21 protein-coding genes, 2 tRNA genes and 1 pseudogene are annotated in these 24,379 nt (G+C 46.1%); 17 read left to right on the top strand and 7 right to left on the bottom strand.

Features of this window, described 5'->3' with window-relative positions; genetic code table 11:
- The first annotated feature begins 6 nt into the window (after nt 1–6).
- The 4 genes from grdC to EYS13_RS09200 all read left to right on the top strand — a co-directional run bounded on the left by grdC (nt 7) and on the right by EYS13_RS09200 (nt 5,956).
- Nucleotides 7–1,545, top strand: a complete 1,539-nt coding sequence (grdC, locus tag EYS13_RS09215; RefSeq protein ID WP_227761966.1) for a glycine/sarcosine/betaine reductase complex component C subunit beta — start codon at nt 7–9, stop codon at nt 1,543–1,545.
- A 117-nt stretch (nt 1,546–1,662) separates the two neighbouring features.
- The gene (gene grdD / locus EYS13_RS09210) at nt 1,663–2,817 is read left to right on the top strand and encodes a glycine/sarcosine/betaine reductase complex component C subunit alpha (protein ID WP_423055336.1); all 1,155 of its coding nucleotides are present in this window, start codon (nt 1,663–1,665) and stop codon (nt 2,815–2,817) included.
- 497 nt (nt 2,818–3,314) lie between these two features.
- Complete coding sequence (locus EYS13_RS09205; RefSeq protein WP_227761964.1) at nt 3,315–4,598, top strand: IS110 family RNA-guided transposase; 1,284 nt, start codon at nt 3,315–3,317, stop codon at nt 4,596–4,598.
- Nucleotides 4,599–5,116: 518 nt separating this feature from the next.
- Nucleotides 5,117–5,956: a pyrroline-5-carboxylate reductase family protein gene (locus tag EYS13_RS09200; protein ID WP_227761963.1), complete on the top strand. Its 840-nt coding sequence runs from the start codon at nt 5,117–5,119 to the stop codon at nt 5,954–5,956.
- Between the two features lie 24 nt (nt 5,957–5,980).
- On the opposite strand, the gene rd is transcribed toward EYS13_RS09200, so the two are convergent.
- Complete coding sequence (gene rd, locus EYS13_RS09195; RefSeq protein ID WP_227761962.1) at nt 5,981–6,139, bottom strand: rubredoxin; 159 nt, start codon at nt 6,137–6,139, stop codon at nt 5,981–5,983.
- Nucleotides 6,140–6,390: 251 nt separating this feature from the next.
- Here rd and EYS13_RS09190 point away from each other — a divergent pair, with 251 nt between their 5' ends.
- Nucleotides 6,391–7,362: an SIR2 family protein gene (locus EYS13_RS09190; RefSeq protein ID WP_227761960.1), complete on the top strand. Its 972-nt coding sequence runs from the start codon at nt 6,391–6,393 to the stop codon at nt 7,360–7,362.
- Nucleotides 7,363–7,480: 118 nt separating this feature from the next.
- Here the strand turns inward: EYS13_RS09190 and EYS13_RS09185 are convergent, their stop codons facing one another.
- From EYS13_RS09185 to EYS13_RS09170, 5 genes and pseudogenes are all read right to left on the bottom strand, one after another.
- Entirely contained in the window at nt 7,481–8,965 is a 1,485-nt protein-coding gene (locus EYS13_RS09185; RefSeq protein ID WP_227761958.1) for a glycine betaine uptake BCCT transporter, read from the bottom strand.
- A 328-nt stretch (nt 8,966–9,293) separates the two neighbouring features.
- A pseudogene (locus EYS13_RS09180) lies at nt 9,294–9,467 on the bottom strand (hypothetical protein); the annotation flags it as partial.
- A 15-nt stretch (nt 9,468–9,482) separates the two neighbouring features.
- Nucleotides 9,483–9,605 (bottom strand): hypothetical protein, encoded by a 123-nt coding sequence (locus tag EYS13_RS16270; protein WP_265332376.1) that lies wholly within the window; start codon nt 9,603–9,605, stop codon nt 9,483–9,485.
- Between the two features lie 15 nt (nt 9,606–9,620).
- Nucleotides 9,621–9,908 (bottom strand): ferredoxin family protein, encoded by a 288-nt coding sequence (locus EYS13_RS09175; protein ID WP_227767868.1) that lies wholly within the window; start codon nt 9,906–9,908, stop codon nt 9,621–9,623.
- Between the two features lie 5 nt (nt 9,909–9,913).
- Entirely contained in the window at nt 9,914–11,224 is a 1,311-nt protein-coding gene (locus EYS13_RS09170) for an FAD-dependent monooxygenase (protein WP_227761956.1), read from the bottom strand.
- A gap of 162 nt (nt 11,225–11,386) precedes the next feature.
- Between EYS13_RS09170 and EYS13_RS09165 the strand changes: the two genes are divergently transcribed.
- The 5 genes from EYS13_RS09165 to EYS13_RS09145 all read left to right on the top strand — a co-directional run bounded on the left by EYS13_RS09165 (nt 11,387) and on the right by EYS13_RS09145 (nt 15,535).
- Nucleotides 11,387–12,685, top strand: a complete 1,299-nt coding sequence (locus EYS13_RS09165; protein WP_227761954.1) for a PocR ligand-binding domain-containing protein — start codon at nt 11,387–11,389, stop codon at nt 12,683–12,685.
- Between the two features lie 30 nt (nt 12,686–12,715).
- Complete coding sequence (locus EYS13_RS09160) at nt 12,716–13,345, top strand: cobalamin B12-binding domain-containing protein (RefSeq protein ID WP_227761950.1); 630 nt, start codon at nt 12,716–12,718, stop codon at nt 13,343–13,345.
- Nucleotides 13,346–13,761: 416 nt separating this feature from the next.
- Nucleotides 13,762–15,171, top strand: a complete 1,410-nt coding sequence (locus EYS13_RS09155) for a trimethylamine methyltransferase family protein (protein ID WP_227761947.1) — start codon at nt 13,762–13,764, stop codon at nt 15,169–15,171.
- Nucleotides 15,172–15,367: 196 nt separating this feature from the next.
- A tRNA-Ala gene (locus EYS13_RS09150) sits at nt 15,368–15,443 on the top strand.
- A gap of 17 nt (nt 15,444–15,460) precedes the next feature.
- A tRNA-Val gene (locus EYS13_RS09145) sits at nt 15,461–15,535 on the top strand.
- Between the two features lie 198 nt (nt 15,536–15,733).
- On the opposite strand, the gene EYS13_RS09140 is transcribed toward EYS13_RS09145, so the two are convergent.
- Entirely contained in the window at nt 15,734–16,372 is a 639-nt protein-coding gene (locus tag EYS13_RS09140) for a hypothetical protein (protein ID WP_227761944.1), read from the bottom strand.
- Between the two features lie 457 nt (nt 16,373–16,829).
- Between EYS13_RS09140 and trpD the strand changes: the two genes are divergently transcribed.
- The 7 genes from trpD to EYS13_RS09105 all read left to right on the top strand — a co-directional run bounded on the left by trpD (nt 16,830) and on the right by EYS13_RS09105 (nt 24,372).
- The gene (gene trpD / locus EYS13_RS09135) at nt 16,830–17,861 is read left to right on the top strand and encodes an anthranilate phosphoribosyltransferase (RefSeq protein ID WP_227761942.1); all 1,032 of its coding nucleotides are present in this window, start codon (nt 16,830–16,832) and stop codon (nt 17,859–17,861) included.
- 24 nt (nt 17,862–17,885) lie between these two features.
- Nucleotides 17,886–18,593: an indole-3-glycerol-phosphate synthase gene (locus tag EYS13_RS09130; RefSeq protein WP_227761940.1), complete on the top strand. Its 708-nt coding sequence runs from the start codon at nt 17,886–17,888 to the stop codon at nt 18,591–18,593.
- A gap of 5 nt (nt 18,594–18,598) precedes the next feature.
- Nucleotides 18,599–19,273, top strand: coding sequence for a phosphoribosylanthranilate isomerase (locus EYS13_RS09125; protein ID WP_227761937.1), 675 nt, complete (start codon nt 18,599–18,601; stop codon nt 19,271–19,273).
- Nucleotides 19,274–19,396: 123 nt separating this feature from the next.
- Nucleotides 19,397–20,605 carry a tryptophan synthase subunit beta gene (trpB, locus tag EYS13_RS09120; RefSeq protein WP_227761935.1) on the top strand — a complete coding sequence of 403 codons (1,209 nt, stop codon included), beginning with the start codon at nt 19,397–19,399 and terminating at the stop codon, nt 20,603–20,605.
- On the top strand, nt 20,592–21,374 hold the full coding sequence (gene trpA / locus EYS13_RS09115; RefSeq protein WP_227761934.1) for a tryptophan synthase subunit alpha: 783 nt from the start codon (nt 20,592–20,594) through the stop codon (nt 21,372–21,374). The genes trpB and trpA overlap by 14 nt, the downstream gene beginning before the upstream one ends.
- Before the next feature lie 316 nt (nt 21,375–21,690).
- Nucleotides 21,691–23,082, top strand: coding sequence for a sigma-54 interaction domain-containing protein (locus EYS13_RS09110; RefSeq protein ID WP_227761933.1), 1,392 nt, complete (start codon nt 21,691–21,693; stop codon nt 23,080–23,082).
- Nucleotides 23,083–23,241: 159 nt separating this feature from the next.
- Nucleotides 23,242–24,372: an S-methyl thiohydantoin desulfurase family protein gene (locus EYS13_RS09105; RefSeq protein WP_227761932.1), complete on the top strand. Its 1,131-nt coding sequence runs from the start codon at nt 23,242–23,244 to the stop codon at nt 24,370–24,372.
- Nucleotides 24,373–24,379 lie beyond the last annotated feature (7 nt).

Here is a 24,379-nt window from a genome sequence, read left to right as displayed (position 1 = left end):
AACAGGATGAACTATCCCGTTGTGAGAGGGGCCAGCTATGCACTTATTCAAGCACCCGATATGGTGATTCACCAGGGGACCACCCAGACCAGCGAACGGCGCAAGAACCCGGACTCAGAGCATCTGCAGAAACTGCCCGGGGCCTTAAGGAGCTTTGACGAAGCAGTGAAATATGCCCCAAACCAAGTCTACATCGGCAACATGCTGCCTGAAGAACTGAATAACATCCCCCGGCCCTGGTACCAAAACCCGGTAAATAATGGGGGCAGGGACGGCAAATACGGGGAAATCATGCCGGAAGACGAATTCTACGGCTTAATGAAAGCAGTAGACGCCTTTGACCTGGTGCTTTTGGAAGAAGGCTTCCAGGCGGGAGTAAAAGCAAAACTCTCCGCCCATCCTGTCTTAGGAGACTTAAAAGACTTAGCCAAATTAGATAAGAACCCAGCCCAAGCCAAAGATTTGGAGAAACTGGTAGCCGACCACCTGGCAGAACCCATGTACTTGGGGGGGAAACTGGTGGGCTGCGTGAAAAAAGCCCATGAGTTCGACCAGGCCTTAACCGAGCATGTAATGTTTGAAAACCTGGTCAGCAAAGCATCGGCTGTATTTGCCTTAAAACTGTTATTAGCAAAGACGGATTTAAAAGCCGAAGACATAGACTACATCATCGAATGCTCCGAAGAAGCCTGCGGCGACATGAACCAAAGGGGCGGCGGCAACTTTGCCAAGTCCATCGGCGAAGTGTGCGGCTGCGTTAACGCCACCGGCTCCGACACCCGCGGTTTCTGCGCAGGACCTGCCCACGCCCTGGTGGAAGCAGCAGCATTAGCCCAGGCCGGAGTGTACAAGAACATAGTAGTAGTGGCCGGTGGAGCCTCTGCCAAGCTTGGCATGAACTCCAAAGACCATGTAAAAAAAGAAATGCCGGTATTAGAAGACATGCTGGGCGCCTTTGCCGTACACATCAGTGAAAACGACGGCGTAAGCCCCGTAATCCGCACCGACATGGTAGGGCGCCATAAGATCGGTTCCGGCGCCTCACCCCAGGCAGTAATGCAGGCCATCGTAACCGACCCCTTGGACAAAGCAGGAATAAAACTATCTGAAATCGACCGGTTCTCCGTAGAAATGCAGAACCCCGAAATTACAGAACCGGCCGGAGCCGGGGACGTGCCCAAAGCCAACTACAAAATGATAGCTGCGTTGGGAGTAAAAAGAGGGGAATTTGACCGGGCCGACCTGGAGAAAGTGGTTAATGAGTTCGGCATGCCGGGCTTTGCACCGACCCAGGGCCATATTCCTTCAGGAGTACCCTACATCGGCTTTGCCCGGGACCTGATCCTGGAAGGCAAAATCAAAAGAGCCATGATCATCGGCAAAGGCAGCCTTTTCTTGGGAAGACTCACCAACCTCTTTGACGGAGTATCCTTCATCATGGAGAAGAACTCCGGCAAAGTGGAAAGTGGGTTTGATAAAGAAGAAGTCAGGAAGATGATTGCCGAAGCGATGCGGAGCTTTGCCAATACCTTGAAAGCAGAATAACCTGATTTTCGCATAAAGGTTAACCTAATTCTCCAGCCATGAAAGAAATGAGTGCTGATAGCTGACAGCTGACGGCTGATAGCTAATCGGGAGGTGAAAAAAGTGGACAGTAAAATTATGCGCAACACCATCAGCGAGATATTCGAAGAAATTGCCAATGCCCTGGAGACAGGGACCTTCGGAAGAAAAGTGAGGGTAGGCTTAACCATCCTGGGCAGCGAGCACGGTCCCAAAGAACTTGTCTACGGCGCCGAGCTGGCCCAGGGACAAAACCCCGACCTGGAAGTGGTGGTCATCGGCAGCGGCGTCAAGACCCGTTTAGAGCTGGTACAAGCCCAGGATGAAAAAGAAGCCCACGCCATTATGGATAAAATGCTCAGCGAAGGCAGTTTAGATGCCGCAGTAACAATGCACTACAGCTTCCCCATCGGAGTATCCACCGTAGGCAGAGTAATCACACCCGGGAAAGGCAAAGAAATGTTTTTAGCCACCACCACCGGCACCTCTGCCACCGAACGGGTAACAGCCATGCTGAAGAACACCCTCTACGGCATAGCTGCCGCCAAAGCCTGCGGCAAGGCCAACCCAACCGTTGGCATTTTAAATATCGAGGGCGCCCGGCAGGTGGAAAGGGCCCTAAAAAAACTACAGGAAAACGGCTACCCCATCAACTTTACCGAGTCGGCCAGAAGCGACGGCGGCGTAGTGATGCGAGGGAACGACCTGCTATTGGGAGTGCCAGATGTAATGGTTACCGACAGCCTGACCGGAAACGTGCTGATGAAGATGTTCTCTGCCTACACCAGCGGAGGCAACTACGAAGCACTGGGCTACGGCTACGGGCCCGGAGTAGGGGAAAACTACGACCGGATTATCTGCATCCTGTCCCGGGCTTCGGGGGCACCCGTAGTAGCCGGGGCAATCCGCTATGCGGGTGATGCAGCCAAAGGAAAACTCCTGGAGAAAGCAAACGCGGAATTTGCCGCAGCAAAAAAAGCAGGCTGGGAGAGCATCATCAGCTCCTTTGAGTGCCCGGCAAATGCCGCCAAGAAAGCAGAAGCCGGCGGCGCAGTAACTCCTCCGCCGGAGAAACCGGTTACCGCCGAGATCCCGGGGATAGAGATCCTGCAGCTGGAAGATGCGGTGCAGGTGCTGTGGAAGAACAACATCTACGCCACCAGCGGCATGGGCTGCACCGGGCCAATCGTCATGGTTGCTCCCGAGGACAAGGAGAAGGCTGTTGAGCTTTTGAAAGAGGCTCAATTCCTATAATTATTTTGCTAATAATTATAGGCCGGCATTTTGCCGGCTCAGCTTATAGACAAAGCCCGCCTGTATTATTTCGAGCAGCGGGCAGGGGACACACCTCTTATGCATGTTGTTTGCTTTTGCTGAGGAATGTCCCCAATTTATAAGCTCCTACGCCGTTACCGGCAGCACCGCTGCCAGCCTAGAGGAAACCAGTCCCGCTCCATAATACATGCGGGCTAATAATAGTTTGTCGACGGTCTGAGGCCAGCGTTTTGCTGGCTTTTTCCTTTTATGACCCCAAAATTTTTTGTGGAACTTCTGCAGGAAAAAACAGACCTGTTCGGGTATAAATAAGATTATACGCTCGTGCACGTTTAATGGGCGAACTAAATACCTGAAGGAGCATTCCTGTAATGAATTAAAATGAGCTTTGAAAAAAGAAGTACCTCCTGTTAACATACGAGGTGTCGAGGTGTCGATTAACTAGCGACCCTTAAATAACAGAGGAGGTACTCAATATGAAGTATAACCAGAACTCAAGAATTTTGCAAATAACAGAAAAGACTTTAATCATTGGTGTAGATGTAGCTAGCGAGACAAATTACGCCAGAGCTTTCGATTACAGAGGCGTAGAACTAGCTAAGCTACTAAAATTCAATAATGACAACAACGGCTTCAAGACATTTTCTGAGTGGGTAAAAAGTGTGGCAAAACAACAGCAGAAGCAGCAGGTAATGGTTGGGATGGAGCCTACGGGACACTATTGGTTTACCTTTGCCCAGCATCTTAAGGATCACCAGCTGAAAATAGTACTAGTGAATCCGTTTCACGTAAAGCGAAGCAAAGAATTGGATGATAATAATCCGACCAAAAATGACCGAAAGGACCCAAAAACCATTGCCATGCTGGTAAAAGACGGTCGATACATGGAACCGTACATTCCCGAAGGAATTTACAGCGATTTACGAAATGCAATGGAAACCCGCTTAAGATTAGTGAAGCAGCTTAACAGCATCCGAAACAGAGTTAAACGCTGGATAAGCATATATTTCCCGGAGTTCAACAGAGTCTTTGGGGATTGGGAAGGCAAAGCAGCAATAGTAACGCTAAAAGAGTTTCCAACACCGGATAAAGTACTTGAAAAAGGCGTCGAAGGCATAGTTGCCAGCTGGAGAAAAGAAATCAGCAGAGCTGTTGGAGTTAGACGAGCCAGCCAACTAGTTGAGGCAGCAAAGATATCAGTAGGAGTACGAGAAGGATTAAGAGCAGCTCAAAATGAACTTGCCACACTACTAGAAGAATATGAAATGCTGCAGAGGCAATATGAAAGGACAATGGCTCTAATAGAAGAATTAGCCATGCAGATTCCCGGTATTGAAGAAATGCTAAAAATCAAGGGAGTAGGCCTCATAGCAGCAGCAGGGTTTATAGCTGAAGTAGGGGATATTACAAGGTTTGAACATCCAAAGCAGGTACAGAAGCTGGCGGGACTAAGCCTGAAAGAAAATAGCTCAGGAAAGCATAAGGGCCAAACAACTATTAGCAAACGAGGGCGAAAAAGGCTAAGATCGTTGTTATTTCAAGGGATTATGCCCATAGTGGCTAAGAACAACGAATTTAAAGAACTACACCAGTACTACACAACAAGGCCACAGAACCCGCTCAAAAAGAAACAGTCGCTAGTACTCTTATGCTGTAAGCTCATAAGGATATTTTACACCTTACTGAGAAAAGGCGTAGCTTATGACCCACAAAAAATGATGAGTGATATAAGAAGGCAAGAATTACAGGAAGCCGCCTAAAAAGCGCACCGCAACTGACAATGTTACATTTCATCCGTTTGCCAGTCAAGGGTAAAGACTGCGTCGCCGCTATCGCGGCCCCTTGACAGTCAAACTCCTGCAATGTAACAAGCAATCAAGCGGTGCTGGAAATGTAAAAAAACCTTGCTTAATTAAAGATTACGTTCATTGACAAAGCGAGCCGGAATAGTCAGGTTGAAATTTATCCATAAGGGCATTTGACCCAGCAAAGGAGCAAGGCTGACATCCACCTCATGGGCAGGCAGTACGAAGGAATTTAGGGGCACAGACCCTGTGAGACATGGGAGGTTTGCCACCGGAGAACAAGTGGATTACATGGCCGAAATACGTTTAAAAGACGCATATTCTGTCGGTATACACTTGTTAATCCAGATATATACAAAAATAGGCATATTGTCCAAGAGGATTGACTTTGTACAAATGAAAATCTAAGATTAAGCGAGATTTTCAAAGAAAATTAAAGATTATAGAGGGAAGATTATAGAGGGAGGGTTTTTATGGCGAAAAGGATAGGCATCATTGGCACCGGGCGCTTGGGTGGAATGCTCATCAGGGGCTTCATAAATAAAAAGGCTGTTTCCCCTGACAGCGTGTACATCTTTAACCGCTCTGCGGAGAAAGCGCAGAAGTTTAAGACGGAGTTTCCTGGGATTAATTTAGCTAAAAGCAGCAAGGAAGTGGCAGAGCAGGCTGATTGGCTTTTTATCTGCGTGAAACCGTTGGATCTGCCGGCCCTTTTGCAGGAAATCGGCACCAAGGTTCCAAAGGGCAAACTTTTCATCTCAACATTGCTTTCTCCCCCTTTAAAAGAATTGGACAGGCTGCTGGAGGGCGGAATCGTGCGCATTTACCCCAGTGTTACGCAAAGCACGGGGCACGGCGTTACTTTAGCAGCTTTTGGCCGGCAGGTAGCGGAAGAGGAAAAGAATGAATTAATTGCGCTTCTTGATCACATCGGCAAAACCTTTACGGTGCCGGAAGAACATTTCCGGCTGTGCGGCGATATAACCAGCTGCGGTCCGGCTTTTATGGCATACATGGTTGGCTCTCTGGCTAATGAGGCTATGCAGCATGGCATTGAAAGAGAACTGGCGGTGGAGATGGCTAAAGAGACTATGCTGGGAACTGCGTTACTGCTCAAAGAGCGGAACATAACTTTTGACGAACTGGTAGGCGAGGTGGCTACGCCTGGCGGCTGCACTGAGGAAGGGATTAAAGTATTGAAGTGCATTTTGCCTGAAACGGTGGAAAAAGTATTCCAGGTGACAGCCGCCAAAGAAAATGCGGTTACTGCCAAAGTAATGGAGCACTTTAAACCGGGGAAAATAACAGTGTAAAGGCCAGCGTTAGCTGGCCTTAAACTATATCTTCTCAAACATATCTTTCTCTACACCGCAATCCGGGCAAACCCAATCTTCCGGCAGCTCTTCAAAAGGGGTGCCTGGCTTAACGCCATTATCAGGGTCCCCTTTTTCCGGGTCGTAAACATAACCGCAAACTGTACATTTCCATTTTTCCATCTAAATACCCCCAATTCAAAAATGTTGTACGTGGACAAATTGTATACTATTTGCCAACCTTTGGACAGTAAAATTTTTATAATAATTATGATTATGGCGACCCTCGCATTGAGGTACTCTATTAACATAATCTATATTTTGCTAATTATGCACACTTCCAAATAATCTATTTGCTTCAATAGCGACGAATATTCTGGTGGGCAAATGCTTAAAATGGAACCGTGAGCTTTTACGGGTGAAGGAGTGAAATTTTGCAGCGACTGTTTATTTTGGGAGCAGGGGCTTCCAAGGCAGGGGGCATACCGGCTCTTAAGGAACTCTCCGGCTATATTGCCGAAAAACCAGGTGTGGCCCGTTTTATGAGGGAGCTCTTTGCAGTTAATAGTCAACTTGCCCACGGCGCGTTTTTGCCAAGGCTGGATGACATTTATTCTGTGGTTGATTATGCCCTGTTTCAAGATCATAGGCTGGGGAGTTTCACTCAAGAAGATTTGAGGACATTGCGCCGGGAATTGAACTTGAGTATTTGCAGGTTGTTTGCCAAAGATACCGCAAAAGCCGATTATGCCGGCTCCGTGGACATCTACCGGCGCTTTGCCCGGGAACTGAATATGGGACAAGATGCAGTGCTGACTTTAAACTGGGACACGGCCCTTGATTATGTATTGGAATGTGAAAAAGGTTGGGCTTTAAATTATGGTTTTACTGGAACCATACAGCACGGTTTTCCGCTGGTCAAGCTCCACGGTTCGGTAAATTGGGCATGGTGCGAAGCTTGTACTCAACTAAACGTTACGGGTTACGACTTTAAAGACTGGGAAAAAATGAATTGCCAAACCTGCGGGGAAACAAAACTCAGTCCCCTGCTGGTAGGTCCTACCGTTTTACCCCGGCATAAAGACACACCTCTGGAAAATTGTTGGCTTGCGGCCATAAAACTGATTATCCAGGCCGAGCGCCTCTATTTTATCGGGTTGTCGCTGGATGCCATTGACCTTGGTGTTTTTGAAATGATCAAGCGTGGCTTATTATTAAATAAAAAAAAGCCGGAACTTTTCGTTCTCGGCCACGGATTCCAAGCCACACCAAAACGAAAGGAGCTGTTGGCCAATGGAACGGTCAAACGCTATATACAATTATTCGGGGTGGATATCGGGTTTTACATGCAGGGTTTCCAAGGCACTATTCCTGGCGATGTGGAATTTACCAGACTCCGGAGCTAAAAAAGGCCCTAGCCAGATTGAGAACATTTCCTAAAAAGTCGCTGCCAACCTAATTAGGGCCATAAGAAAGATGGGGGCTGAATCTTATATTCAACCCTCTTTAACCATTTTTAACTTACTAATCTTCCCGTAGGGCTTTATAAATACTGTAACACATTACCAACATGATCAGCATGAATGGAAAGGCTGCGGCAATGGAAGCAGTTTGCAAGGCCTTCAATGCTGCAGTACCGCCGACCAGAATCAGCATGATAGTTAAAAAGCCTTGTGTTATGCCCCAGAAGCCCCGCAGTTTTTCACTAGGATCCATGTTACCGCCTGAAGTCAGCATGGCCAAAACATAGGTTGCGGAGTTGGCAGCTCCGATAAAAGAGGCAACAATTAAGACAATTGCCAAGGGGGCGGTAATTGAATACATTGGCATTTGCTTCAGGGTTACGAATAGGGCTGTGGTGTAGTCCGCATTAACGGCCGCCTGGATGGCACCATTGGACAATTTGTCCAAGTTAAAAGCCGCGCCGCCGTATATGGCTAACCAGATGAAGGAGAACCCGACCGGCAGTAAAGTTACGGCCAATACGAATTCCCGAATGGTACGCCCTTTGGAAACACGGGCTACAAATTGTCCAACGAAGGGAGCCCACGCAATCCACCATGCCCAGTAGAATATGGTCCAACCCTTTAACCAGTCCGTATTGCCCATCCACAAGGTCTGACCGATGAAGTTCTGGAAGTATGCACCGAGGGCATCTGTGAAGTTATTCAGGATGAAGACCGTTCCGCCGAAAAGGAAGATGAAAGCCATGAAGACAACTGAAAGCCAGACTTTGATATTGGCAGCGGCTTGCATGGCGCTGTGGAGCCCGGAGACGGTGGCAAGGGTGAACAGAATAGTAATTACCGCGATGATTATAGAAATGGAAACAGGTGTCGCTTTAATTCCCCAGACATATTCCAAACCCGTGGCAATCTGACTGGAACCAAGCCCCAGACTGGTGGCAACGCCAAATACGGTGGCAAACACTGACAGGATGTCAATGGCTTTGCCGATAGGACCGTAGATCCTGTCGCCAATCAACGGGTAGAAAGCGGAACTGATCAAAAAAGGCAGCCCTTTACGGAATTGGAAATATGCCAGGGCCAGACCCCCGATTGCAAAGATGACCCAGGCATGAATGCCCCAGTGGAAAAACACAATTCGCATAGCTGTGCGCATAGCTTCTGGGGTACCGCCCGTTCCAACGGGGGGAGATAGGTAATGCATCATGGGTTCGGCGATCGACCAAAAGACAAGGCCGATACCCATGCCGCCGCCGAACAGCATGGCGAACCACTGGAAGTTGGTGAACTCAGGTTTGTCGTCATCCTTCCCCAGCTTAATCTGTCCATAGCGGCTGAGCGCAATTCCGAAAGCGACCGCGATGAAAATGCCGACAGATAACAAATAAAGCCATCCCAGATTAGTTGTCAGAAAAGCGAAAACGGTGTTCACCACCTTGCCCATTTGCTCGGGAAGAAACATGCCGGATATTACGAAAAACAAAACAATGACTGCTGAAACATAAAGTACAGTGGGATTTGTGGAACCAGTACCTTTCGTCATCAATGAAGCTACCCCTTTCAAACCTTTAGTGTAAAGTTTGGCTACAGTTTCAAAACGTTAAGTTACGAGTTTCAGAACGATAGTCATCCTCCTTTCGGCTAAAAGAAAAATACAATGCGTATTTCATTGGAATTATAGAAACATTTTAATGCTATTATTCAAAAAAATTTTAAAATTCCCTGTAAGTAAATCTTGCTATTTTTACAAGGATCTTGCCATCTTGAATTTATACGAAGTCAATATATATAAAAATCTTGTCGCAGTATGTTAATAAGTGAGAAAAATGGTCTGGGGCATTGTTTCAGACCATACAACCAACCAGACGCATTTAATTTTTAACTTTACTCAACATTTTTCGCGCTCCCTTGGCCAAGGCAACTTTTAAAATCGTTTGCTCCAACTCTTTTACTCCCGTTTTTTCCGGATCGTATTCAACCAAAAATATATCGCTTTTTTGTTCACATGTTACGCTTTTGACCCCTGTCACGCCTAGCAGGGACTTTTTTACCCTGTTACTTCAAAGAAAGCAGAGCAGCCCCCCCACGTGCAAGGCTGCTTCATTGAATTTTGTTCCGGGCACAGCTTCATTTTTTAAAAGCTTTACAGCAGGGGCTGCAAAAATGTTTTTCCAGTCGGGCAATTGCTTACACCTCCTTCAGCCATGGTGGTAAGTGACACCATAACCTGCCCGGGGGTAAACCCAAATAATGTTTTCCTGCGGACAAGCCAAAACACAGGCCCCGCATTCGATGCATCTTTTATAATCGATGGCCACTTTATTGGCATTAAAATTCCAATTATAAACTTCCGACGGGCAGATGTAGGTGCAGGGTTTATTTGTACATTCTTGCTGGCATTTTCTTTCGTTTTTCAGCGCAATATGGGAGATGACATCTGCTTCTAAATCGGTCAAGGCAAGGGGATCGCCGTGAAACTTTTGCATTGGCACTAAAATACCTCCCAGTTTTTGTAGGCTTCGTATAAGTCCACTGCAGTTTTAAACGGAAGTTGTTTGGCCAACACAGTTCCAATCATTTTTTCCTGCCGCTCCTTATCGGACAGCATATCCACCGTAAAAAACTGGTAGGCCAGTTCGTTGGCGGTGCTGGCTAGAAGGTAATCGCTGTCCTGATGCTTTTTATAATAATCGAGGGAATTTTTCCCTGTTTTGATATCTTTCATGAAGAATGTGCTGTTTAACTTGTGAGCGTATGTGGCCAGCATCTTCCCGGTAAAATCCCCTTTGGCTTTGGCTAAGATCACTGTTTCAGCCGCATATTTTCCTGTTAACATGGCCAGGTCGGTGCCACGCCGACCGCTGATCATCATAGCGGCATCGCCGATGACTAACAGGCCGCTGAAATAGAGTTTGGGAATAAAAGCATAGCCGCCCTTTGGGATCATGTGGGACTGGTACTCAATACTTTCTGCCCCCTCCAGAAGCCTTTTTACCAGGGGGTGGGTCTTAGTCCGCCACAGCATTTCGTAGGGGCTCAGACCTTTTTCCACCATCTGATCCAGATAAGCTCCAGCAATTAGTGAAATAGAGTCTTTATTAGTATACAGGCCGGCTTTACCTACTGCCCCGGCAGTGGGGTAACCGATGATGCCGATAATGGCCCCTTCTCCTTTTTCCAGGTTAAAACGTTCCTCAATTTTTTCGGCAGGAAGATGCAAGATTTCCCGGACATACAAAGTCATGGTATGGGCAGGAGTTTTGGAGCGTAGACCTGCTTCCTTGGTGAGAAAAGCATTTACACCTTCAGCCAAGATTACCACATTGGCGCGCAGTTCTTCCCCCGAGTCCAGCTGTACGCCTAATACTTTTTTATTTTTCCCCACGAGAGATTTTTCATATAACAGGTGGCGCACCAGGGCTTTGGTACGCACCTCCGCGCCGGCCTCCGCCGCTTTGTTTGCCAGCCAGCGGTCAAATTTAGCGCGTAGGGCGGTAAATTTATTATATGGTTCTTTGGCAAAACGCAGCCCGCTAAAACCCACTTTCACGGCAGAATCCTGCCCGGCAAGCCACAACTCATCGGAAACAACGGGGCGCTCCAACGGAGCTTCATGCCAAAAAGCAGGTATAATTTCCTCCGTTGGTTCACGGTAGATTGTGCCTCCATAGACGTTCTTGCATCCCGGATATTCGCCCCGTTCCAGCAGGGAAACCTCCAGGCCAGCCTGGGCCATTATATATGCGGCGGAACTACCCGCCGGACCTGCGCCGACCACAATGGCATCATATGAGTCAGTCATTATTGCCCTCCATATTTTTAGCAACAGTTCTTCACTTAATTTCACCAGAACTAACAGATTTATTCAGGGATGAATGGTAAAAGGAATTTGTTGTTTCACGTCGAATAGTTCGAAAAATAATAAATAGTTAGGAAGTATTGCTTGATCCAGGCAGGTGGGTTGATGGATAAAATAAGGCTTTTGGAGTTGGCCGACCGGGATGTATTGCTGAAGGTTCTGGAAATATTTAATTCCTCCACTGATTTAAACGCATTTATAGTTGATTTGGAAGGTAATCCATTGGTTTCAGGAAAACATCCCTTGGAGTCATGCAGCTTTTGTAAAATCATTCGCAAAGACCCAAAAATGAAGATGAGGTGTAGTGAGGCTTATGCCAGAGCTGGAAAATTAGCCGCTTCCATTAGTGAGCCCTACATTTTTCGCTGCCCTGCCGGGCTGATTGAATGGGCTGCACCTATTTTGTTTCAAGGTTGCCACTTGGGCACTATTATTTGCGGCCAAGTGTTAATGTGGGAACCGGAGGATTTCTTCTGGATAGAACTGAGTATGATGATTAAGCATTATGATATCGAGCTGGCTCAATTGATTGCTGCAGCTCAAAAGCTCCCGGTAATTTCAGGGAAAAAGGTGCAAGCGGCTGCCGACTTGCTGTTTATTATGGCCAATCACATTGTCAAGACCAGCATCATTGGCATGAACCAGCAAAAGCAGCTGGAACAGCAGGATATGTTGTTGCGGGCGGAAATAAAGGCCAGGAAAATACTGGAAAATGCTTTGAAGAAGCAGAATGCCGGCCCTCTTTCTTTTTACTCGCTTAAAAAAGAAAAGGAATTGCTGGCAAAAATTAAAATGGGAGATATTCCCCAAGTGTTGGCCGCCTTGCAAGGCATACTTACTGATTGCCTGAAACAGTATGAAGGAAACTTCGAGTTGTTAAAAACACGCCTCATGGAGTTGCTGGTGATTATCTCCAGGACATTGATGGAGAAAGGCGGCGAAGAGAAGGAGCTGTTGGAGCTCAACCACTTTTACACCCGGGAGCTTGCTGCCTTGAGCTCTCCCGATCAAATCCTGCCATGGTTTCCTGCCATCATCGAGCAGTACATCAAGTCCGGCAGAGGGTATCAAGACAGTCAGTCCCAGGTGGTCAAGCAGGTTGTGGATTATTTACATGCAAACTACCATCTTAATTTAAAGTTGGATGATATTGCCAGGACAGTGCATCTAAGCCCTTACTACCTTAGCCATTTATTTAAAGAAGAAACAGGCTATACAATAGTTGAATATTTAACTAAGGTAAGGATGGAAGAAGCTAAAAAGCTGTTGGAAAATTCCCTAAAAACGGTACAGGAAATAGCCTCAAGTACCGGTTTTAATAATACCAGTTATTTCAGCAAACTGTTCAGGAGCAGGGAAGGCTTAACACCGCTACAATATCGGCAGACTGTTGTTAAACAATAAAATATACCGCCGTACAGGAGGTCCTTTTGCATGCAGATCAAGCATGAAATAACCAACGCTTTACTTGAGGGAAAAGCTTCAGAAGTAAAAACGCTGGTGGAAGTGGCAGTGCAACTGGGGTTATCGCCAACAGAAGTAGTGGATTCCGTCATGTTGCCCGCAATGGAAATTATTGGAGAAAAATTTAAGCAAAACCGGCTCTACATACCCGATGTACTTATGGCTTCCAGGGCAATGCAAGCAGGGCTGTACGCTTTGGAGCCGTTTTTTAAAAGTAGCTCCCAAGTTTTAAAGCCCCGGGTGGTAATAGGGACTGTGGCCGGTGATCTGCACGATATAGGAAAGCGGTTGGTAATAATGAGCTTACAAGCGGCGGGAATGGAGGTTATTGATTTAGGCATTGACATTTCCCCTGAGACTTTTGTGCAGGCGGTGAAGGAATATGAGCCCGATATACTGGGCATGTCAGCCCTTTTAACAATGACTATGCCCGCCTTGGCCGAAACAATTCAAGCTTTGCATGCACACTGCCTGAGGGATAAGGTAAAGGTGATAGTAGGCGGTAGTCCCGTAACTAATGATTATGCTTTGGAAATAGGAGCTGATGGTTATGCAGGTTGCGCTTATGATGCAGTTAACTTAATCAAAATGCTGGTATAAGTAACCGCTGAATTTAATAAAATTCAGTGGTCAATGGAAAGTGGTAAGAGGGCTGGGTATTTATATAAACTCAGTCCTCTTTTGTTAGGAGATAATTAACTTGTGCAAATTTATGGATTAAGCATTTTCTTCACGGGCATAAAAATATTGCGACAAAATTATCACATGCGACCGGTAAAACTTGATTGAATTTAGCAAGATCCTTACTTAAAAAGCAAGATCAAATAGAGGAAATTAAAATAAAATTTTGAATACTAATAATATCACTAAAAAACTACAAAAATTCCAAAGCAAAGCAGAATGCATTGGACTAGTTATATACGGTTGGATCAAAGGATACACTTATTCAGTGCTTTTAAAACATGCACTAAGTACATAAAAAATAATTAAAGTAAAAATTTAGGAGGTGCGTTGTTTTGCAAAAATATGGTTTCCTGACAGAGCAGCAGCTGGAACAAATTCACGAGGCCACGCTGGATATCCTGGAGCATACGGGGGTGGAGTTTAGGGCCCAAGCAGCTATAGACGTGCTCACCAGAGGTGGTGCCAAAGCAGAGGGGGTGCGGGTATTTTTCCCCAGGCAATTGGTTGAGGAACAAATTAAAAAAGCCCCCAGCCAATTTACCCTTTACGCCCGCAATCCTGAGAACAACTTGACCATTGGTGGCGATAACTTGGTCTTCAGCCCAGGTTACGGTGCACCTTTTGTAACTGATCTGGATAAGGGCAGACGGAAAGGCACCATGGAGGATTATGAAAACTTTACCAAGCTGGCCGGGGCGAGCAAAAACCTGGACATAACAGGTGGGATTTTGGTTGAGCCTAACGATGTACCGTTGGAATTACGTCCTACTAAAATGCTCTATGCCTGCATCAAAAACACCGATAAGTGTTTTATGGGCAGTGCTTCCGGTGCTAAAAATGCAAAAGACAGCGTTGAAATGGCGTCTATTTTATTTGGAGGACAAGACCTGTCCAAAAAGCCGGCCTTAATTAGTTTGATCAATTCCGTTACTCCATTGATTTATGATGACAGAATGCTCGGGGCATTAATGGAATATGCCAAAGCCGGACAAGCTGCGGTAATCACTTCGCTGGCTATGGCCGGCTCCACCTCCCCGGCCACGCTGGCAGGTACCCTGGTGGTACAAAATGCCGAGGTGTTGGCAGGGATTGTCCTGGCCCAGTTGATCCGGGAAGGGACACCTGTAGTTTATGGCTCTGCTTCAACAATAACGGAAATGCGCAATGCTGCTTTAAGCATTGGTTCACCGGAAATGGCAATTTTGGCCAATGCTTCTGCCCAGCTTGCCCGGTTTTACAACCTCCCCTGCAGGGGAGGCGGAGCAATTACCGACTCTAAGCTGCCTGACACCCAGGCTGGGTATGAGTCGATGATGAATTTATTAATGGCCCATGTGAGCGGCATAAATTTTGTGCTGCATGCAGCCGGCATCCTTGAATCTTACAACTGCATCTCCTATGAGAAATTTATTGTAGACGATGAAATCTGCGGCATGGTAAAAAGGATCAGAAAAGGCATTAACGTAAATCAGGACACCTTGGCATCAGACGTCATTAAAATGGTTGGCCCGGCTGGACACTACCTTGACAAGGACCACACCTTTGCTCACTTTAGAAGCGAATTTTACCCGGCTACACTGAGTAATCGCGTTTCCTACGATATTTGGGATCAAAACGGTGCTCTGCAGTCGATGCAAGTAGCAAACCAGCTCTGGAAGGAAACTCTGCAAAACTATGAACCACCTGCGCTGCCGGACGATGTAGACAAGGAACTGCAGAAGTTTATGGCTAAAATCGGTTAGTATTTGAAGGTCGATTTATAGTGCGGGTCAGGTTAGCTTTGAAAAAATAAAGCTGCCTGACCCTGCTGGCTTGACTGTCAAAATCATTATGAATATAATTTAATTAGTCAGGATGCTAATAAGATTATTATTTGAGCATGCTTTTACTAACTACTAAGGGCTAATCACTGACTATTTTTGGACGACATGCTAAGATGGGCGTGTAGCTCAGCTGGGAGAGCATCTGGTTCGCATTCAGAAGGTCGAGGGTTCAAGTCCCTTCACGTCCACCAGATTTAAATTTCAATACGGGCGCGTAGCTCAGTGGGAGAGCGCTTGACTCACATTCAAGAGGTCGCAGGTTCAATCCCTGCCGTGCCCACCAGGAAAAACCACTATTCTCAAGGGATAGCGGTTTTTTCTTTCCTGCTGAAAAGGATCAGAGGTACCGCATTTGTTTACTATTTTTTAGAGCTTACTTAATATATTTATGGCTCCACCCTCAATGGAAACATGCGGACAATTGTTCGGTCGCGGGTTGAAATAAAAAGGCTTTGAAAGCCAAAAACCGTTAGTACTATATTTACTTGATTGCTTTCAGGTGGGCGATATCCTGCATGTTTTTGCCGGTTATGATTTCTATGGCGTTCAAGTCTTTTTGAATATTTTTAATTTCTGTAAGAAGAACTACATGGTTGTTGGCATTTTTAGTTTCAATATCGTCGAGCTTGGCTTCTATTTTATCTAAGCGGCTTACAATGTCTTGCTGTCCTTGCTCGAGTTTTGCCTGTCCTTGCTCGAGTTTTGCCTGTCCTTGCTCGAGTTTTGCCTGTCCTTGCTCGAGTTTTGCCTGTCCTTGCTCGAGTTTTGCCTGTCCTTGCTCGAGTTTTGCCTGTCCTTGCTCGAGTTTTGCCTGTCCTTGCTCGAGTTTTGCCTGTCCTTGCTCGAGTTTTGCCTGTCCTTGTTCGAGTTTTGCCTGTCCTTGTTCGAGTTTTGCCTGTCCTTGTTCGAGTTTTGCCTGTCCTTGCTCGAGTTTTGCCTGTCCTTGCTCGAGTTTTGCCTGTCTTTGCTCGAGTTTTGCCTGTCCTTGTTCGAGTTTTGCCTGCCCTTGCTTTAGCTCTCCAATGTCTGATTTCATAGATACAATGTCTGACTTCATTGACTCAATGTCTGTTTTCACTAACTTAAGTTCAGTTAGTATTTGGTTAAGCATTTCTTCCATGGGAAACACTCACTCCTTTAGAAGTTGAATAAAAAGGATTTTGAAGCCTACGACAAATCATGTAGGCGGGACGGAAACATCCCCTTTTCTAAAATAATTATACCACTTTCTTAAAGAGATGGAACTTAGACCAATAAATTCCAATTACCGACTGCAAAACCTCTGACAACTTATTGACAGGGTATAAATATGGCAGTATAATAGTTTAAAACTTAATAGTAATTGAGTTGAGAAGAGTTGAGTTGAGTGAGAGGTTAGCTTTAAGTTGAGCTTGGTTAAAGGTATTACACCAGGGCTTACTTGAGCTCTGGTTTTATTTTTATCCTATTTTTCTTGACTCAATTAAAACACACAATATAGGGTGAGCTGGGGTGAGCAGTTGAGATGAGTTAAGCATAGTAGAGGAAAACTGAGATCTATATTAAGTATTTGTGTATTTTAAAAAGGAGCGAGAAAATTGGTAAAAGATATTTTAAAGAAGTTAACCGCAAGAGAAAACCTTACAGAAGACGAAGCTTTTCAGATAATTCCGGCCATTAAACGAGGGGAATTTAGCGATGTACAGATAGCAGGATTTCTGGTTTCCCTCTTAATGAAGGGACCTACTATTACGGAGATTACCGCTATTGCCCGCGCAATGCGTGATAACTGTGAACGGATCAATCCCAAAGTCAAAGGGGAACTCATCGATACTTGCGGTACCGGCGGAGGACTAAGCACATTTAACATCTCCACCGCTGTAGCCTTTGTTGCTGCTGCTGCCGGCATACCGGTGGCAAAACATGGCAGCCGCTCTATCTCCAGCCTTTCCGGAAGTGCCGACGTATTAGAGGCCCTGGGCGTTGAAATTAACCTTTCCCCCGGCGCAGTGGAGAAGCTTATTGAACAAGTGGGCATCGGTTTTATCTATGCACCTCTCTTCCACCCAGTAATGCATAAAGTACTTCCCCCGGAACAAGCCTTGGGTATAAAGACTATCTTCTACACCATAATTGGACCTTTGATCAACCCCGCCATGGCCAACCGGCATATCTTAGGTGTTTATACACCTGAGCTACTGGATGTAGTTTCTGAGGTAGCCTTGGCGTTAGGTTATAAGCATGGACTGATTGTTCACGGCCTGGATGGTTTAGATGAAATATCCCTCTTGGGTAAGACCAGGATTAATGAAATTCATAATGGCAGCATTAAATCCTATGAAATATCACCCGAGGATTTTGGCCTTTCACGCTGCACCCTTGCAGATATAGCTACGGGAACACCGGAACAAAACGCCCGCTTTATCTTAGATATCTTTACCGGCAAGGACCGCGGCCCCCGGCGGGATGCAGTAATTCTTAACGCAGCCGGTGCTTTGTTGGTAGGAGGTAAAGCCTCCTCATTGGCGGAAGGTGTACAATTGGCCGCTGAAATCATAGATAGCGGAGCGGCCGAAGCTAAACTGGCGGAGTTGGTAACTGCTTCTCAAAAGTTTAAATCGGCAGCTTAAAAGGTGCCTGGAAAGAGTGAGAATATGTGTGCAGTTGACAAAAAATTTTCCGCTGCGCTAAAGAATCAGCAAGAGCAGAATAAAATTCCTGTAATCCCTGACATCAAGTGCAGGTCGCCTAAAGAAGGCGACCTGCTTAAGGGACGTGATCCAATCGCCATAGCAGAACAGTTAACCAATGCGGGTGCAGCAGTACTTTCCGTGGTAACAGAGCCCCTGCATTTCGGGGGTTCTCTCGAACTGCTGCAACGGCTCGCCCTAAAAACCTCATTGCCTATCTTGCGTAAGGATTTTATTACCAGAGAGGAACAATTGAAAGAAAGCAAGGATATGGGAGCCAGTGCTGTCCTCCTAATCGCCTCCATCATGGAACCACCAAAACTGCAAATGCTTTTTGAGGCAGCGCTGGCTTTAGGCCTTGAGCCGTTGGTAGAAGCCCACAACGAGTCTGAAATAAAATTAGCCAATGAGCTGGGGGTTACAATTGTAGGTATTAACAACCGCAATATTCTGGATCTGGAAAGGGATAACGGAGACGTAACTATCACAGAGAGCTTAGTTAAAATTGTCCGGCCAGGGGTATTTATCGTGAGTGAAAGCTCAATCCAATCCCCTGAAGATGCGCAGCGGGCAATAGCTGCCGGTGCTCATGCTGTACTGGTGGGGACGGCTATCCTTCAGGCCCCCGATCCCGTACGGATGTACCGGGTGCTAACCCAATTCCCGGGGTAACACTAATGACAAGGGTAAAGATTTGTGGTCTAATGGACCCTGCCGATGTGGATTTATGCGTAAGGGCTGGAGTCCATGCGGTAGGCTTTGTGGTAGATTACCCCGTCCCTGTACCGTGGAATTTAACCCCAAGCAAGGCCCGGGACCTCATTAATAAAGTGCCTCCTTTTGTAAACTCCGTTGTGGTAACCGGAGGCCCGCCTGAGAAAATCGTTGAGTTAGCAAATACCATCCGCCCTGACATTGTACAGCTCCACTATAAGGAAACATTGGCCGATGTCAAAGAAATTGCCTGCCGGTTGGACCGGATGGGGATAAAGGCCATAAAGGCTTTGCGGGTAAACAATGAAGGAAAGTGTGACTTTGAAATTGCTAATCCTGTAGCTGCTGCTAAGGCGCTTTCCGAAACCAAAATTGCGGCAATCCTGGTTGACTCCTATACAGCCGTCCGACCGGGAGGTACGGGAATTCAGGTGGACCGGGGAGTATTTAAGGAAATAAGTGAAGCGGTCTCTCTGCCATTAGTTTTGGCGGGCGGGCTCAATCCGGCTAACATTTGCCAAATCATCGCAGAATGCAAACCTTACGCCGTAGATGTACTAACCGGTGTGGAGGAAACACCGGGCAGGAAAGACCCCGAAAAGGTCAACCAATTTATGAAACACGCGGCGCAATTATAAATACGGGACCTTATTAGTTGACAATGGACCCTGATCGATACCCTAACTTTACCAGTATGGGATTGAAATACCTGGAAGCGAGCTATTTTCAGAGTATGAAGATGGTGAGAGGAGAATATGTATATGAGTCTACCAGATGACCGGGGTTATTTTGGTGCCTACGGCGGGCGTTTTGTACCTGAAACCCTCATGCCAGCCCTGGAAGAGTTGGAGCAGGCTTACCAAGAGGCCAGACATGATGATACCTTTCGAAGGGATTTAGATTATTACCTGGAACATTACGCCGGTCGGCCAACACCTTTGTATTACGCAGCCAATCTTACCAAGTACCTTGGCGGCGCCCGGATCTATTTTAAACGTGAAGATTTAAACCACACCGGATCCCATAAGCTGAATAACGTCCTTGGCCAGGCTTTACTAGCCCGGCGCATGGGTAAACAACGTTTGATAGCCGAAACGGGAGCCGGCCAACACGGAGTTGCAACAGCTACTGTAGCGGCGCTGCTGGGCATAGAATGTGAAATTTATATGGGAGCAGAAGATACCAGGCGCCAGGCCCTCAATGTGTTTCGTATGGAATTGTTGGGAGCCCGGGTAAACCCGGTAGCTGGCGGCAGCGCCACCTTAAAGGATGCTATAAATGAGGCCCTGCGGGATTGGGTTAGCAACGTCAGCACAACCTATTACCTCCTGGGTTCAGTAGTTGGACCCCATCCTTACCCCATGATGGTAAGAGATTTTCAGTCCGTTATCGGACGGGAAGTACGGCAGCAAATACTGGCGGCAGCCGGACGAATGCCTGATCACCTCATCGCTTGTGTGGGAGGCGGCAGCAATGCCATAGGGCTTTTTTATCCTTTCATAGATGATCAGGAGGTAAAAATGTGGGGGGCTGAAGCAGCCGGACTGGGGTTGAATACTATGCAGCATGCCGCTTCGTTAACAGCCGGGCGGCCCGGGGTACTGCAAGGTGCTTATAGTTATCTTTTGCAAAACGAAGATGGCCAAGTCCAGGTGGCTTATTCGGTCTCCGCGGGGCTTGATCACCCGGCAGTTGGCCCTGAACACAGCTACCTGAAAGACAGCGGTAGGGTGAACTACAGCGGTATTACCGATCGAGAAGCTTTAGAGGCTTTTCAATTACTAAGTCAAACAGAAGGCATCATACCGGCCCTGGAAAGTGCCCATGCGGTTGCTTTAGCCGTAAAAATGGCTCCTCAGTTGCCACGTGATGAAGTAATGGTTGTCAATCTTTCCGGTCGCGGGGACAAAGATGTGCAGCAAGTGGCGGCTATTCTTCAAGGGAGAGGTGCGGATTATGGGTGTTCGTAGGCTAAGAGCAGCTTTTGCCAAAAGAAAGGAAGAGGGGCGTAGATGTCTGATTGTTTACCTCTGCGCCGGGGATCCCTCACTGGACATTACGGCAGCAGCTGTCAAGGAACTGGCGGCAGCAGGGGCAGATATTATAGAATTAGGGGTGCCTTTTTCTGACCCGGTGGCAGACGGCCCCGTTATCCAGGCTGCCAGCCAGCGGGCCCTGGTTTCCGGGACAAACTTGGTGAAGATACTGGACCTGGTAAAGGATTTGCGGGCCCAGGTGCAGGTCCCCCTGGTGCTAATGAGTTACTACAATCCGCTTTTACAATACGGCCCGGAAAGATTAACTGACGATCTTAATGCAGCAGGCGGGGATGGACTGATTATTCCTGATTTACCCTGGGAAGAAAGTGCACCTATTAGAGCTGAATTAGATAAAAAGGGTTTGGCTGCTATCCCCCTTGTAGCGCCAAACACTACAAAGGAAAGGCTAACGAAGATAGCATCTGCAGCCAGTGGTTTTATCTATTGTGTTTCTCTGACCGGAGTAACCGGGGCCAGGGAGGGTTTGCCACCTGGAATTAAGGAATACCTGGAAAGCGTAAGGGCTGCCACGGAGTTGCCTCTAGCAGTAGGTTTTGGCATTAGCACCTCCAATCAGGCCAGGTTGTTGGCTCCCTTATGCGACGGCATTATTGTAGGGAGTGCTGTCGTGAGAACTCTGCATGAAGAAGGCCTGGAGGCGGCTGTGCGGTTGGTGCAAAATTTACGCCAGGAACTTTAAAGTATGGAAGAATTGCTTGTTGAAACTTAAAAAATTGAAACTGCGAAGCATTGCAGGCTGTTGACACTAGTGAGGTCAACAGTTTTTTTTTGGGGGGGAGAGAACGATTTTCATATAGGCCAAAAGAATTTGCCAAATTCAGATTAAAGGCAAAAAATATTCCATTATTTTACGTTGGAGTTCAACATAAATTTGCACAGAAAGATTTATAAGCAGGAAATTTCTCATTTAAAAAGAATTATAATTTGATGAGAATTGCGAGAAATGAGAATCGTTTATTTTCCTACCTGCAACTGAACATCCGGGAGGGATAGTTTTGTCAAATGATTTGGCCAAAATGGTTTTAACTCAAAATCCACTCACTGATGTATTGCTCTCCACTGAGCAGGCAATTTTGATAATTAATCTTCAGGGTAAAATTTTGTTTGTTAACCGGAGTACTGAGCAATTGCTTGGGTTATGTGTTCAAGAAATGCTTGAAGAAGATATTGAAGAAATATTATCTATACCTTTAAAAGTGATTCAAGAGGCGGCAAATGAAAGTAAATTATCAGAAGGAATTAGAAGTAACCCAATAACTATTGACAAATATTTCGGGCTGGAATTTTTTGCTCAACAGCTGATTGCTGTCGGTCAAACTATTGGTTATGTTTTGTTTATTAGACATGCTGGGCGTGAGAAATACAATGGGCAGCAAGCTTTTGAAGCTAATAAGGTTACCTTTGCCAGTATTATTGGCACAAGTACAGGCTTAGAAAAAGTAAAACAGCTGGCCAAAAATGTCTGCTGCAGCGATTCCACGGTATTTTTGCGAGGTGAAACCGGGACTGGAAAAGAACTTTTTGCCAGGGCTATTCATTTTGCCAGCAACCGCAAAAAAGAGCCCTTTGTAGCTGTCAATTGTGCAGCTATCCCAGAAAATTTGTTGGAAAGTGAGTTGTTTGGATATGAGCAAGGGGCCTTTACCGGGGCATTAAAGGGTGGTAAAAAAGGAAAATTTGAGCTGGCAAACGGGGGAACTCTCTTTCTGGATGAAGTAGGGGATATGCCGTTAAATCTGCAAGTGAAACTGCTTAGAGTATTGCAGGACCGGGAATTTGAAAGGGTGGGTGGCCTAAACACTGTAAAAGTAAATGTCCGAGTTATTGCAGCTACACACCAAGATTTAGAAAAATTAATGGAAGCAGGTAAATTCAGGGAGGATTTATTCTACCGTTTAAATGTAATTCCGATTTATATTCCGCCGTTACGAGAGCGAAAAGAAGACATCTACCTGCTGCTGGAACATTTCTTGAAAAAATACACTATCCTCAGGGGTAAGCCTGCCAAAAGGCTTTCCGCCGAGGTGTTGAACAGTTTATTTAACTATCATTGGCCCGGGAACGTGAGGGAATTGGAGAATGTTGTAGAATATATGGTAAATATGCAGCCGGGAGAACTAATAAAAAAATGTAGTCTGCCCTTTTATTTGCAGAATTGCCACTATTCTAGCTATTCGTTGGAGAGCAGACAAAGCAAAGAGAATAAAACTGCTGATAGGCTGAAAGAGAGCTGCGGCGAAAGCGACAAAATAATAGCTGCTTTAAATGAATTTGGTTGGAGTACAGAGGGGAAGAAGAAAGCTGCAAACGCCTTGGGTATAAGTTTGGCTACTTTATACCGCAAGCTACAAAAAATAAATTTCTCACAACATGAGAAAAGTTCATGAGAAAAGTTTACATTAGCTTGCAAAAAAATTCTAACCGGTGATTTTTCAAATATTAGTAATTGTAGGTCATCCGGGCTTTTTCAGCCCTTTTTTGTTTTTCTTATCCATTATGGCACGGTTTTTGCTATATGAAAAGTGCAAAATCAGAGGAGGAACAAAATGATTAGGATCGGCGAGCAAGAAATTGAAGATTTATTATGGGGTGCAGCTGTACTAGGGGCTGGAGGAGGCGGTGACCCCTATCTAGGGCTGCTGATGGCTAAAAAAGCCATTGGGAAATATGGACCTATTTCATTAATTCATCCTCTTGAGGTTCCCGATGATGCCCTGGTGATTTCTACTGCAATTATTGGCGCCGATACTATTTTGCTGGAAAAGATCCCGAGGGGTAACGAGGCTTATGCGTCTGTGAAAAAGCTAGAGGAGTATCTGGGGAAAAAGGCATATGGCGTCATGACCACGGAATGCGGTGGCTTTAACTCGACGGTACCTTTTGTAGTTGCCGCCCAGGCCGGTTTACCTGTAATAGATGCAGATGCTATGGGCCGGGCTTTTCCCGAGCAGCAAATGACGTCCTTTCATATTTACGGTTTGAAAGGTAGTCCCATGGTGATGACTAACGAAAAAAGCGATTGCTGTGTCCTGGAAACAAAAGATAATTACTTCCTGGAAAAGTTATGCCGGAGCATTTCTGTAGAGTATGGCGGTGTAGCTTATTTCGCCGGATACTCTTTGACGGGAAAAGAACTGAAGGAAGCTTCAATTCCTAATACGCTTTCTTTTTCTTTGCGTTTAGGAAGGGCAATCAGGGAGGCTCGGGAAAACAAGCAAGATGTCATTGAGGCCATTATAGAGACCACCAGTAATTCTGTTTATGGTAGGGCAATTAAATTATTCAGCGGAAAGATTACTGATATCAAAAGAAATGTAGTAAATGGGTTTATGCAGGGCAAAACTCGTGTGCAAGGGTTTCAATCTTTCAGTGGCCAGACGTTAGAAGTTTGTTTTCAAAATGAAAATTTAATTGCTTATATAGACGGCAAAGTAGTAGCCACTGTACCGGACATTATTATGTTTTTTGATGAAGTTACAGGTATACCCCTCCCCACTACAAAATTGCGGTATGGCTACCGGGTAGTGGTGCTTGGAATTCCAACGCCCGAAATCATGCGGACTGAAGCAGCTTTAAATATCTGGGGACCTAAATGTTTCGGGTACGAGCTGGATTATGTCCCATTAGAAATCTTACACAGCGCTTATTACAACACCGCCCCTGAATTTGCCAGTTAGGAGGTGA

Origin of the sequence: Zhaonella formicivorans (assembly GCF_004353525.1) — a bacterium.
Taxonomy (GTDB): Bacteria; Bacillota; DUOV01; order DUOV01; family Zhaonellaceae; genus Zhaonella; species Zhaonella formicivorans.
Note: the sequence above shows the minus strand (reverse complement) of the source record. Positions and strands in the feature narration are given on the sequence as shown.